Source organism: Acinetobacter sp. ANC 4805, assembly GCF_022549495.1.
Taxonomy (GTDB): domain Bacteria; phylum Pseudomonadota; class Gammaproteobacteria; order Pseudomonadales; family Moraxellaceae; genus Acinetobacter.
The window spans coordinates 21,977-35,855 of record NZ_JAKZGD010000004.1 but is presented as its reverse complement, the minus strand read 5'-3'; the positions used below and the strand labels follow the sequence as shown (position 1 = coordinate 35,855).

The following is a 13,879-nucleotide window of genomic DNA, read 5'->3' as shown; positions in this document are numbered from 1 at the left end:
GTTTATCCTTGAGAATAAAGTAGTTTTTCAGTTTTGTCGGTACAGTTATTATTACTTAATGGAATAAAATCATTGAAGCAATAAATAGGTACACAATCACCCCTGTTGCATCACAAATGGACGTCACTAAAGGGGCTGATGCACTTGCAGGATCAAGCCCGACTTTATTTAAAATAAAAGGCAGACTCATCCCAATCAGACAGCCCATCAGCACAATGCCCATCATACTCAGCGCCAAGACCAGTGCCACCATTTCATCACCACGGAAATAACCAAGTACTGATACAGCAATTGCCATTGTTCCACCTAAACACAATGCAACGAGGCTCTCACGTCCAAGTAAATGGAACCAATCTTTAAACTGTACATCGCCTGTGGCTAAAGCACGAACCATTAGCGTGGAAGACTGAGAACCTGCATTACCACCACTCCCAACCAAAAGTGGGAGAAAAAAGACCAAAACAAGGTGCTGAGCAATCACATCTTCGTAGTGAGCAATCCCAATCCCTGACAGTAAACTACCAAAGACCAAAAACACTAACCAAAAAACACGCTTTTGATAAAGTTGCAGAATTGGCGCAGATTTAATACTGAGTTTAGATGAAGCATTGACCGCACCAACTTTTAAGAAATCTTCTGTTGCTTCTTCACTCGCAACATCCATTGCATCATCATAAGTCACGATTCCAACCATCATGTCTTGATGATCAATAATTGGCAGTGCTAATAAATCATAACGGGCAATAATTTTAGCGACTTCATCCTGATCGGTATCAACATAAGCTGTTAACAGATTCGTTTCCATTAACTCATTAATATTCTGTTCTTCGGGTGCAAGGATTAATTGCTTTAAAGATAAAACTCCAAGAATTTTTCGGGCTTGATCCAAAACATAGGCAAAGTAGATGGTTTCAGTATCAGGTGCTTCAAAACGCAACATATTAATGGCATCTTTCACCATCATATTCGGTTTCAATGTGGCATATTCAGAGCTCATAATTGCGCCAGCCGTCCCTTCAATATAAGATGAAAGTTGACGAATATCTTCTCTTTCAGCTTGTGCTAGAGCAGGCAATAATGCATTTTGCTGTGCTTCATCTAAACGTTTGAATACATCAGCTCGTTTATCCGATGGCATTTCGCCAATAATTTCTGCAAAAATATTTCTGGGTATTGCCTTAGCGAATTTGACTTGTTGAGTAGGTGGCAGATAAGAAAAAATATAGGCACGCTCAGGTAAGTGTATTAACAACAATTGGCTATGCTCTATAGATAATTGAGTTAATAAATCTGCAATGTCTGCGGCACGGAAAGTTTTTAATGATGCAAGTGCAAGTTCGATATGATTATTTTTTAGCGCATCATTTAATAAGTATAAGAAGTTATTATAGCTCATGTTTGCCTCTTCACGACCAATCACCAGCAATGAAGAGCCAATACGACCGATTATATGACGCTCGAATAATGCTCTTCATTCAGATTTTGATGAATATAAAAATGTGTAATTCTTAATAAATCACAACTGTGTATGTCCATTGAACGAACAAAACCTCATTTAACCGCTTATACGGCACGGCAATACTACAAACCTTTTTTTCTATTCACAACGTAGGCAACAAAAATGAACAATTAAGAGAATCAACTGTTTAAGTGACTCGATCAATTGCTCATCAGTTTTGTGACCAACAAATCAGCATATTCTGTATTTTTAACACTGCTTTGATTTTACTTTGAAAACATTAGACACCAATACATACATAAAAGGAATAAAAATCAGCACCAATACGGTTCCAAAAATAACGCCACCCAATACACTCGTACCAATTTCTTGACGACTCACCGCCCCTGCACCTGATGCAAAAACGAGTGGTAAAATACCTGCACCAAAAGCAAAAGAGGTCATTAAAATTGGACGCAAACGCAAACCTGCTCCTTGTAAAGCAGCTTGAACTGCATTGTGCCCCTGTGCTTGAGCAATTGCTGCAAATTCAACAATTAAAATCGCATTTTTACACGACAAACCAATCGTTGTGAGCAAGGCAATTTGGAAATAAATATCATTTGGAAAACCAGTCAAGTAAGCAAACAAGATATTGCCACCAATGCCCAATGGGATTGCAGCCATAACTGCAGTTGGGATACTCCAGCTTTCATATAAAGCAGCAAGACACAGGAAAATGAATCCTGCGGACACCAGATATAGCCAGATTGCCATTTGACCTGACTGCTGTTCTTGAAAAGATAAACCACTCCAGGCTAAATCTAGATCATCAGACTGATTCACCATCTTTTTCAAATCGTTCATGGCAACACCCGAACTAAATCCATCTTTGACATCTGCTTGCATTTGAACTGCTGCATAACCCATATAACGCGTGACCACATCAGGTTCACCATGCCATGCCGTTTGAGCAAACTGATTAAAAGGCACCATTTGATTTTGGTTATTACGTACAGACCAATACTGTAAATCTTCAGGCTTGGAACGAAACTGTGCATCACCTTGCATCATGACTCGCTTAATTCGTCCACGATCAATAAAGTCATTAATATACGTTCCACCCCACGCAGCAGATAATGTACTGTTCATTGCCGCTTGAGTGAGCCCCATTGCCATTGCTTGTTTTTGATCAATATGAACTTTCAGCTCCGTTTTATCGGAAGTGGTTTGTTTATCAATATTTTCAAAACTATTTTGATTTTCCGACTGCTGTTGTAGCGCCTTAAATTTTTGATCTAAGAAAGTCCGACCTTGACCATTAATATCTCGAATCCAAAAGTCGATACCACTGGTTTGTCCCAAACCACTGACTGAAGCAGGCATCATCACATTTACTTGTACATTAGGATTGTTTTTAAAAAACTTCATTGCACGTTGGCGAATCGCTTGTGCTGCATTTTTCTGTCCTTTACGTTCATCCCAATGTTTTAAAGCAATAAAAGCCGATCCTAAATTTTGCCCTGTACCTGAATTGTTACGCCCATAACGAACCAAAATAACCTCAACATTTTTAGCTTCATGATCAGCAAAATATTGGCGAATTTGCTCCCCCATTTCTTGTGTTCTCGGTAACGGCGTTCCTTCCGCAGTTTTGAACTGCACACTCAAAATTCCTTGGTCTTCACTTGGCAAGAAGCTCGTTGGTAGGGTTTTATAAACCAAACCAAATATCGCAATTAAACCCACAAATAACACTAAAACGATTGCTTTATGTTGGATGCTGTATTGGGCAGATTGTAAATAGCGTTGTTTTAATTGATCTAATTTTTGGTTAAACCACTGTGCCCATTTGGCAGGCTGAGGATTGGGTTTTAAAATAAGTGCGCATAAGGCGGGTGTTAAAATTAAAGCAACCAGTAATGAAAGAATCATCGCAGCAACTAATGTAATCGAAAACTGTCGATAAATCACACCCATAGAGCCGCCAAAAAATGCCATAGGAATAAATACAGCCGTCAGCACCAAGGTAATCCCGATCAAAGCGCCCGTCATTTCTTGCATGGAAGCAATCGCAGCCTGTTTCGCTGAAAGGTGTTGCTCATGCATCAAGCGTTCAACATTTTCAACCACAACAATTGCATCATCGACTAATAGACCTATCGCCAACACCATTGCAAATAAAGTTAAAGTATTGACACTGAATCCAAGTACATACAGCACAGTGAATGTACCTAAAATTACAATCGGAACAGTCAAAGTCGGAATAAGCGTGGCGCGCCAATTTTGTAAAAATAGGAACATGACCACCACAACCAATACCACGGCTTCAAATAGCGTACTCACGACCTGTTTAATCGACTCTTGTACAAACGGCGTGTTGTCTCGCGGATAAACGACTTTATAGCCTTGTGGCATCTTTGCTGAAAGCTGATCAAGTTCAGCTTTGATGGCTGCGGAAGTGGCTAAGGCATTGGCACCTGATGCCAGTGAAATGCCCATCCCCGCAGATGGATAGCCATTAATGGTATTGAATGATTGATAGTTCTCTGCACCTAATTCAACTCGAGCAATATCTTTTAAATAAACAAAGCTTCCATCCACATTGGCTTTAATAATAATATTTTCAAATTGTTCAACTGTTTGCAAACGTGAACCTGAACTGACTTTTGCATTTAAATATTGATCTGATACAGCAGGCAAAGCCCCGATCGAACCGGCTGCAACTTGCGTATTTTGAGCTTCAATTGCTGCACGAATATCACTCGGAATCAACAGATATTGTTTTAACTTGAGTGGGTTCAACCAAATTCGCATGGCATATTGCGAACCAAAAACATCAACTTCACCAACGCCTTCAATTCGAGCAATATTTTGTTCGATATGGTCTGCTAAATAGTCTGAAATCTGGATATTGCTACTACGACCTGTAGTGTCATATAAGCCAATCACCATATGCGTATCGCCAAGTGATTTATAAACATTTACACCTTGTCGTTGTACTTCTTCAGGTAAACGATTCAACACACCATTAATACTATTTTGTACCTGTACCTGTGCTGTATCAGGGTTGGTACCGATATCAAAACTAAGGTTAATTCGGCTACGACCAGATGAATCGCTGGTTGAACTAAAATATAGTAAATGATCAATGCCTTTAATTTGTTGTTCTAAAACTTGAGTCACACTTTGCTCAACGGTTTCAGCTGAAGCTCCCGTATATGTGGTAGAGACTGTAATACGAGGTGGTGCAATATCGGGATAGCGCTCTACTGGGAGATTTAAAATAGAGAAAATACCAAAAGCCATCACCATAATTGCAAGTACGGTTGCAAAGATCGGGCGCTCAATAAAAAACTTAGATAACATGGCTGTTCATTCCATTTTTGAAACAGTCTATTTTTCAGAAAGATAGGGAGAGAGTACTATTTTCAAACAATCATCATTGCTGAGCTTTCAAGCAAACACCATTGTTATTAACATATCATTGCAAAAAGCGACAATTACGGAGAAATCATGAATATTATTGAATAATAATAACAATCGAAAATGCTCCATTGAGTTAAAAAATGGAACAACTCCAAACAATTTATTTACTACACAATCAAATACTTTTTAATTTCACATTGACACCTAACGCACTTAAACCGATAGTAGCACGCTCTCTATTCTCCCCCCATTTTATCAGGCGTCTATGAAGGCCAGCTTAACAAGGTTTAATATCCTGCTACTTATTTTACTGCCTGCGCTGATCACGGGCGGTTTGCTGATTTTTGCAGGGAACTTATCCGATGGTTTAAGACTTGGCTTTCTCTCTTTACCTGGTGTTGCTTTTATTTACCTCGCGATTTCACAGCAGATTATCTATTGGTATATGCTTTCAATCGTTTGGTGGTTTATTGCTTGGTTAGATGCCTTACTTCGTTCTAGTACGTGGTTTTTATTTAATAGTGATAATGAAGCGTATTTTATTGTTGAAGCAATTGCCAATACCAATCAAAAAGAAACATGGGAATTCTTACAACTTCATCTAAACACAATTGCAATCGTTATATTTGGTTTACTAACCTTATTGGCAATCTATATTTTCTCAGCTTTTAAACTGATTAAAACAAGACACTTCAATCAACTTTGGAATAGTCGGATTTATCGTAGCTGCATCATTCTACTGGTATTATTAACCGTGACGAGCTATTTAATGAAGCCTTCACGTAAAGTCCACCCCATGGTTTTTTGGTCAGACTATCAAACTAAAATTCAAGATTTTCAAAATAGAATTAAACAACATAAAGACGTTCATCATCAATGGGATCTGAGCGCAAAACAAAGTTTAATCCTAACAACACCTAAAAATGAAAAGCAAACACATGTGTTGGTGCTTTCAGAAAGTTTAACCAGCTTAAATTTAGGGGTCTGTGGCTATCCAAGAAATACCACACCAGAATTAGCAAAGAAAATTGATCAACTTCGTATCTTTTGTAATGCATTTTCACCCTCACCTTCGACCATTAATGCATTACGTGTGTTACTCACTGAAAGCCCCGCATCTGAACATGACCAATATTCCCCCGAAAGTATATTGGCATACGCTCGTGCAGCAGGTTATAAGATTTATTGGTTAAGCAACCAAGATGACAGCTATTTATCCTCATTATTTGGGTCTTATGCGGATAAAGCTGTTTATAAAAATACACGCTCTGGACGTAGCAGTACCTCTTTGGATGAAACATTAATGCCTGTCTATCAGCAAGCATTAGCAGATCCAAATCCTAAAAAATTGATTATTTTGCATTTGATTGGCGCACATCCGAACTATCAAGAGCGCTATTCAACTATGTTTAATAAATTTAGTAGTGACAGTAATGATGCCGTAGAACGCGATCTCAAGGACAGAAATATTGATCCTTGGATTCGGTCATTACGAAACGACTATAACAATGCAATGCTATATCAAGATTCATTGCTCGTAAAATTCTTAGAGACTTTACAGGCGGATCATAAACCTGATTTTAGATCATTTACCATGGTTTCTGATCATGGTAATGAAGTCGGGCATGAAATTGATTATGCTGGTCATAGCCCAAACACCAAAGCTGGCTATCAAGTCCCTGTCATGATGTGGTACGACAAAATACCAGTCACGGGTGTGAATAAAGATAAAACCCTAAACACAGCAGAACTCGATAATAATCTTATGCATATTATGGGTCTCAAAGATAAATCCGCTCCACCACAGAGCTATTGGCTAGATGATAATTATCATTTTACGCCAGAAGCGAATTGGCCCTACTGGAAAAATAAGTCTTAACATTCAATCAGACTATTTTTTATTTTAGTTGTTTTATAAACACTGATTTTTTCATAAAACGATCACTGAACTGTCATCCCCTTGATAAATTTCCACGACAAACTAACCACTTTAATAAAAACATTTGAGCATCATAATGTTAAAAAAAGCAGTTGTTTGTCTTAGCCTCATCAGCCTTGTGGGTTGTAATGATGACAATAATGATCAAAACAGTAGCACTCAATCGAGTTATCAATTACCGAAAATTTTGGTCATCGGACATCGTGGAGCGAGTGCGCTGCGCCCCGAACATACCTTAGAGTCTTATCAAAAAGCGATTGATGATGGTGCTGATTTCATCGAGCCTGATTTAGTCTCGACCAAAGATGGCTTTTTAGTAGCTCGCCATGAAAACGAAATTAGTGGTACAACCAATGTCGCAACGTTAACTCAGTTTGCCGATCGTAAAAAAACCAAAGTCATTGATGGCGTGAGTTTAACAGGCTGGTTTACTGAAGATTTTACTTTGGCCGAGCTAAAACAGCTCAAAGCACGTGAGCGTATTCCCCAGTATCGTGCTGCCAATACGCAATATAATGATCAATTTGAAATCCCGACACTCGATGAAATCATTGATTTAGCTGCAAAGCATTATCAAAAAACGGGCAAAATTATTGGTCTTTATCCAGAAACCAAACACCCAACCTATTTCCAAAAACAGAATTTGGCAATGGAAGATACTTTGTTAAAAACCTTATCCAAATACCAATATAGCCGTGATATTGCCCCTATTTATTTACAGTCTTTTGAAGTTGGAAATTTAAAATATTTAAAAAACCAACTCGATTTACACAAGAGTGTTAAGCATGCACAATTGATTCAGCTCTATGATTCGCCTGAAGCAAGACCAGCAGATTATGTTGCACAAAACAATCCTAGAACCTATGCGGATCTAGCAACGGCACAAGGCCTCAAAGACGTTTCGGCCTACGCCAATGGTGTGGGTCCATGGAAAGTCTATGTCTTTAAAGATGTCGCAATGACACAGACCACCTCTTTTATCGCAGATGCCCATAAAGTCAATTTAAAAGTACATCCTTATACCTTTCGCCCTGAAAATAATTTCCTACCAGACAGCTTAAAATGTAGTAAGGATACGTCCAAAGCAGCCGAGCGTTGTGAGACAGGTTCAATCAAGGAAATGCAACTTTACTTCAAGGCTGGCGTAGATGGTGTATTCACGGATGACCCTGCGCTAGGTCGTCAAGCGGTACAAAGTTATCTCCTCAGTACCTCTAAATAATCCAAGACTCATAAATAAAGGCAGTTTGACTGCCTTTATTTATGTTTGAGACGCCAACTGTTTCTGCTTAACTTGCTCCCATTGCCACCAACCATAAGCTGCTAACAAAACAAAAGCGGCATACAAACCTGCAGTTAAGAATAATTCTTTATAGATAAACATACCAACATACACAATATCGACAAAAACCCAAAGTACCCACGTTGCGATATGTTTACGACTCGTCCAATAGGTTGCCAATAAACTAAATGCAGCAAGCTGCGCATCTAAAATCGGTACAGCAGCATCGGTAAAATGTTTAAGTGTTAAACCAAATAATAATCCACCAATTGCTGCTAAACACATTTGCATCAATACCGTTTTGGCTGCAATTGGTTCGATCCGAATCTCATGGTCTTGGCGTTTACCTTTAAGCCAATAATAAAAACCATAGAAATTAATCAGCATAAATAAGAATTGTAAAATCGTTTCGCCGTATAATTTAAAGGTGAAAAAAAGGTAAGCATATAAAATAAATGCAAAAAAATTAAACCACCAACACCACATATTCCGTTTTATCGTGAGCGCAACGCCGATCACACTAATAATAACGGCAATAATTTCTAAAGAAGACAAGAGCAAACTACTTTGAAAATCCGAATGACAACATTATGGAAATATTCTTTATTTAAGCAAGCCAAAAATCTTGATCTGATATGCTTCTATTCGCCATATTTTTAAAGCTAAAGGCTATTTTTCACTCAAGCCTTATGCTATAAAAATGTAAAGCTTATTTTAAAATTTCTCACATGTTGATTCGTAAAGTTTCACCCTCTCGTCTTATTCACATTAAGGATTGCATTCCCGCCAATCCAATGTGGCGACGTGTCTGCATTTTTATGCACGGTGACTTTGCACATCTCTTTCATCCGATGACAATTTAACAAGCTCATCATTTGAAAAGTACAGGTCGCCTCAAGAGCGACCTTTTTTATTGCCTTCATTTTTAATTACTCAAATACAGCGTTGCAATCACAACGATAACAGGAGCATTTCCATGACACAGTTTCAGCAAAAGAATTTTATACAAACGACACAGATTCAACCGACTGTAGCCCCTACTCACCCTCGCCTAGCTACAGTCGGTCAATTTATTGCAGTTGTGCTGATCTGGTCATTTACACCGTTAGCAGCCGTCTGGACTGTGCATGAAATTCATTGGGCTTGGGGTTTATTTCTTCGATTCAGCCTCGCCATTCCACTTGCGTTGCTTTGTCTGTTTTATTTCAGACTTAAACTTATCTTGAACTTTAAAGCCATGATGAGTTATGCGGCGGGTGCGCTTGGATTATTTGGTTCAATGGCTTTTTGTTATATGGGTGCAAGCAAAGTCTCATCAGGGATGATCTCGATTATTTATGGAACAGCGCCTTTATGGTCTGGCTTGATTGCAGTTTTTATTTTAAAACGTGAACATTTTTTAAAACGCCAATGGTATGGGTTAATAATTGCCATTTTAGGCTTATCACTCACGCTGGGCATAGGTTCTGATCACATTCAAATGGATATCATTGGTGTTAGCTATGAAATTATTGCCGTATTACTTTATGTGATCTCAATGTTTCTCGTGGCAAAAATTGGTGCGGAGATTCACCCAATCATTCAAATGACAGGATCAACACTGATTTCATGGTTTGGCTATCTGTGTTTATTACCCTTCTTTATCGCTCAAGCACCAGTACAGTTTCCAAGTCTACAAGTCAGTCTCGCTTTGTTGTATAGCGCAGTATTTTCATCAGTTTTGGCGATGATTTTTTATTTCCATCTGATTCAAAAACTCAATCCAACCACAGTCATGTTAATTACAATTATCACCCCTGTGTTAGCAAGTGTATGGGGCATATTTTTCAATCATGAACCACTTAGCTCACACCTAATCTTAGGTTTAATTTTCTTGTGTGCAGGGTTATTCTTATATGCTTATCGTTCCAACTCACGTCACATGAAATAGAACGAAACTGGTAGGTCAGTAAAATGACCTATCCTTTTATAGTCTCGGCGAGTTTCACACAGTAAACTAGCGTTCATCACATTATAGCTTCCCAAAGATTTGCTCAAGGATGAAAAAATCGATGCGTTCAAATGTTTTATGGATCTGGTTCGGTGTATTTTTCCTATTACAAGGTTGTGTACATGCAACCCTACGACCTCAAACAGTTCAACAACAACCTATTGAATTAAAACAACGTTATTTTCAAGCAAAAACAACTGCCTCAGATGGTACAGTGCTTGCTTTTACAGTGTATCAGCCTCATTTAAAAGCAGATCAAACTGCACCTTTGCTACTACATACACATGGTTTTGGGTTATCTCGCATGAAACGACCTGAACTCAGTCTGTACGGTTTTTTACTGCCAACGGGGCAAGTTGCTAAAACAGCATGGAAAAATGGCTATTGGGTGATTAGCTATGATCAACGTGGACATGGACATAGTCAGGGTAAAATCCGCTTAACGGATCCCGAAAAAGAAGCTCAAGATGTGATTAGCATCATGAACTGGGCTGAAAAAAACTTGCCACAACTGGCACAAAATCAAAATGGTGTTCGTACAGGCATGATTGGCGAATCTTATGCAGGCGGTGTGCAATACATTGCTTCTGCTTTAGACCCTCGCCTACAAGCAATTGTACCAATCACAACTTGGTATGATATCGTCGATAGCCTTGTACCCAATGGCGTTCCAAAAGGAGATTGGCTAAGTTTCTTAAATTTAATTGGTGACTGGTGGAACTGGAACAAATTTGATCCCGAACTTAAACAAGCCTATCAAGATACGCAGCAAGGACAATTAAAACAATCGACCTATCATTTTCTAAAAACGCATCAAGCCAGTTGGTTCTGTGAAAATGCTCAAGCGCCAAAAGCAGATGCGCTCATTATCCAAGGCTTTAGAGATGTATTATTTCCTTTTAATGAAGGCGTTAAAGCGGCTCAATGTATTCAAAAAGCCCAACATGAAGTGCATTTAATCGGTGTGCAAGGCGGACATTTGCAACCCTTTGCCCAACACTCCCCTTTAGGTGATACTCCTTTTTGGTATATTGGGAAATCTGTTACCTGTGGGAATCAAAAGCAATATAAATTACAAAGCACAATCATGGGATGGTTCGATCAAAAACTCAAAGACCAAGCCGCAACAAATGATTTACCTGAGTTATGTGTTGATAAAAGCCCCGTTCAGCAGCTCAAAGATTTAGATGCCGCGACACATTACACCTTAAATAAAACTTGGATTGAAGCAAAAAATTCACACCCAATCTTTGTTCCAATTCAGACTATGACTGAAGTCATGCATATTACAGGCACACCACAGCTCGCTTTAAATATTGAAACGCAATCGAAAGATTCAACACCTACTTTATTTATTTCTGTTGCGATAAAGTCGAAGAAAACTGGAAAATATGTGATCTTCAATGATCAAACAGCAGCATTGAACCCAAACAAAAAGCTGGCTTTTGATCAAGTTGTTTTTGGATCAAAATCGGATCAACAAGATAATCAAACAATTGAATTACCAAGTATAAATGGAAGTTTAAATCAAGGTGATACTTTGGGCTTACTGATTCATACAGAAAGTATTTATTATCAAAAAATTAAACAGCCTAAAATTGAAGCATGGATTTCAGGACAAATTACTTTACCAAAACTCTGGGATGCAACCACGACAAAATAATCTTTTTTATAAAAATCGAGAGTGACTTTTACCACTCTCGATTGACAATCAATTCTTCCATTTCAATATCAAAATAACCTGCTTCTTGCACAATCATCATCATTGCTTCAGCAATATAATCCGCAGCAGTATCATCCAAGCTTGAGTCTAAGTCCTCAAACTGAGGTTTCATTTCATTTATTTCAATTATTGTTTGATGGGCAAAACGATAAATTTCTGCTTCAGACAAACCAGAACGAGCTACTTTTTTCAAAAACTGTTGAATATGCTGTTTAACTTCTGCGACAAGAATATCGGGATAATATTCATCATCAAACATGGGGAGGAGGAGATCTTCAAACATAAATAAAATTATATGTTAATAAAACGCCATGCTTATAACACAATCCCATACAAATCACGATATTTAGGCATAAAAAAAGCGGTTGTTTCCGACCGCTTTTGATAAAGTTAATCATTAATTTTTTTTGCACTTAAACTCTTAGCAATTTTCGCAAGCTCAATAAATTCTTCTCGCATCTGATAAGGATCAGGCTGTGTAGATTGTTTTGCTAATTGAATAATTTGATCCCAACCCATTGTACCATTATATTGCCCACCTTTTAATTGCTGAGCGTACGCAGCAACTGCAATCGCAAAACGCGTATCGTTATTGGCTTGAACAAGCGTTTTACTTTCTGCTTTCACAGGTTGGCTTAATAGAATACTCTTTTCTTGATTTGGTAATTTATAGCGCAAGTTTACAAAAGCATATTCTGCCTTTTTCGCTGCATCTGTCTTTGTTGATGCTTGATAACGTGAATCATTGAGCCAGCCTTGCTGCCCCACTGGAATGATTTCATAAATTGCCGTAACGTTATGCCCTGCCCCGATATCGCCCGCATCAACTTTATCGTTATTAAAATCTTCCTGTTTCAACATACGGTTTTCATAGCCGACTAAGCGATATTCTTTTACTGTGGCAGGATTAAACTCCACCTGAATTTTGACATCCTGAGCAACCGTTGCCAGTGTTGACGAAAGCTGACGTTGTACCACTTTTTTCGCTTCATTTTTATTATCAATATAGCTGTAATTACCATCTCCTGCATCCGCCAGTTGCTCCATCAACTGCTCATTATAATTTCCTGTCCCAAAGCCCAATGTCGTTAAAGAAATACCACTTTTACGTTTCTCAGCCACCATCCCTTTTAAAGTACTAAAGTCAGTAATACCTACATTAAAGTCGCCATCAGTTGCCAATAAAATACGATTGATTCCATTCTTCACAAAGGCTTTTTCAGCTTGTTTATAAGCCAGTTGAATTGCCTGTTCGCCTGCGGTTGCCCCACTTGCCTGTAATTCATTAATGACGGTTAAAATTTTGTCTTTTTGATCACCAGACGTTGGTTCTAAAATGAGTTTCTCACCACTGGCATAAGTAATAATCGTGACTTTATCTTGAGGTCGCAATTGCTCGGTCAATAATCTAAGAGTTTGCTTAACTAAGGGTAATTTATCTGCTGCATCCATACTACCAGACACATCAACAAGGAAAACGAGATTGGCAGGTGGAAGTTGTTTGGTTGTTAAGTCCTTTGCTTGAATGCCGATTTTGATCAACTTAGCATTCTCTTTCCACGGTGAATCTACAGTTTCAGTACTGACTGAAAATGGGTGAATACTATTCGGTTGCGGATATTGATAATCAAAATAATTAATCATTTCCTCTGCACGGACTGCATCAACAGGAGGTAAACGACCATCATTCAGGAAACGACGTGTATTGGTATAACTACCCGTATCCACATCAATACTAAAAGTTGAGACTGCTTGATCTGCAACCCGATAAATAGGATTGACCTCATTCTTTTGATATTTTTCAGTATTCTGTTCTAGTCGCACGCTTTCTGGACTAGGCATTACTGCCATGTAAGCAGCAGGAGCAATCATCTTTCGAGTACTATCCGCTGCCATATTAGACATGACCAAAGACGCAGGAGCGACTACATGGCTACGTTCCTTTACTGGATTACCACAGGCGATCATCATGGAACTTAGCAAGGTTAAGGTCAGTATTTTTGTAGATTGATGCATATTAAAATCCCCAATTTTTATGTCTTTTAAATGAATGACAAGATTGAAGTGATTGTATGCAA

9 protein-coding genes are annotated in these 13,879 nt (G+C 38.4%); 4 read left to right on the top strand and 5 right to left on the bottom strand.

Annotated features, from left to right (window positions below):
* Nucleotides 1-55: 55 nt before the first annotated feature.
* Complete coding sequence (gene mgtE / locus MMP60_RS06540; RefSeq protein WP_241335528.1) at nt 56-1,396, bottom strand: magnesium transporter; 1,341 nt, start codon at nt 1,394-1,396, stop codon at nt 56-58.
* A gap of 312 nt (nt 1,397-1,708) precedes the next feature.
* Nucleotides 1,709-4,807 carry a multidrug efflux RND transporter permease subunit gene (locus MMP60_RS06535; RefSeq protein ID WP_241335527.1) on the bottom strand — a complete coding sequence of 1,033 codons (3,099 nt, stop codon included), beginning with the start codon at nt 4,805-4,807 and terminating at the stop codon, nt 1,709-1,711.
* Between the two features lie 325 nt (nt 4,808-5,132).
* Between MMP60_RS06535 and MMP60_RS06530 the strand changes: the two genes are divergently transcribed.
* A complete protein-coding gene (locus MMP60_RS06530) occupies nt 5,133-6,746 on the top strand; it encodes a phosphoethanolamine transferase (RefSeq protein WP_241335526.1) in 1,614 nt (537 codons plus the stop codon).
* A 136-nt stretch (nt 6,747-6,882) separates the two neighbouring features.
* Complete coding sequence (locus MMP60_RS06525; protein WP_241335525.1) at nt 6,883-8,028, top strand: glycerophosphodiester phosphodiesterase; 1,146 nt, start codon at nt 6,883-6,885, stop codon at nt 8,026-8,028.
* A 39-nt stretch (nt 8,029-8,067) separates the two neighbouring features.
* On the opposite strand, the gene pnuC is transcribed toward MMP60_RS06525, so the two are convergent.
* Complete coding sequence (pnuC, locus tag MMP60_RS06520) at nt 8,068-8,643, bottom strand: nicotinamide riboside transporter PnuC (RefSeq protein ID WP_241335524.1); 576 nt, start codon at nt 8,641-8,643, stop codon at nt 8,068-8,070.
* Between the two features lie 421 nt (nt 8,644-9,064).
* Here pnuC and MMP60_RS06515 point away from each other — a divergent pair, with 421 nt between their 5' ends.
* Both MMP60_RS06515 and MMP60_RS06510 read left to right on the top strand, forming a co-directional pair.
* Nucleotides 9,065-10,018: a DMT family transporter gene (locus tag MMP60_RS06515; RefSeq protein WP_241335523.1), complete on the top strand. Its 954-nt coding sequence runs from the start codon at nt 9,065-9,067 to the stop codon at nt 10,016-10,018.
* Between the two features lie 121 nt (nt 10,019-10,139).
* Nucleotides 10,140-11,741: a CocE/NonD family hydrolase gene (locus MMP60_RS06510; protein ID WP_241335522.1), complete on the top strand. Its 1,602-nt coding sequence runs from the start codon at nt 10,140-10,142 to the stop codon at nt 11,739-11,741.
* Between the two features lie 28 nt (nt 11,742-11,769).
* Here MMP60_RS06510 and MMP60_RS06505 read toward each other — a convergent pair whose 3' ends face one another.
* Together MMP60_RS06505 and MMP60_RS06500 are read right to left on the bottom strand one after the other, a co-directional pair.
* Nucleotides 11,770-12,084: a DUF5713 family protein gene (locus tag MMP60_RS06505; protein WP_023274488.1), complete on the bottom strand. Its 315-nt coding sequence runs from the start codon at nt 12,082-12,084 to the stop codon at nt 11,770-11,772.
* A gap of 107 nt (nt 12,085-12,191) precedes the next feature.
* Nucleotides 12,192-13,817 carry a VWA domain-containing protein gene (locus MMP60_RS06500; protein ID WP_241335521.1) on the bottom strand — a complete coding sequence of 542 codons (1,626 nt, stop codon included), beginning with the start codon at nt 13,815-13,817 and terminating at the stop codon, nt 12,192-12,194.
* Between the last annotated feature and the right edge of the window lie 62 nt (nt 13,818-13,879).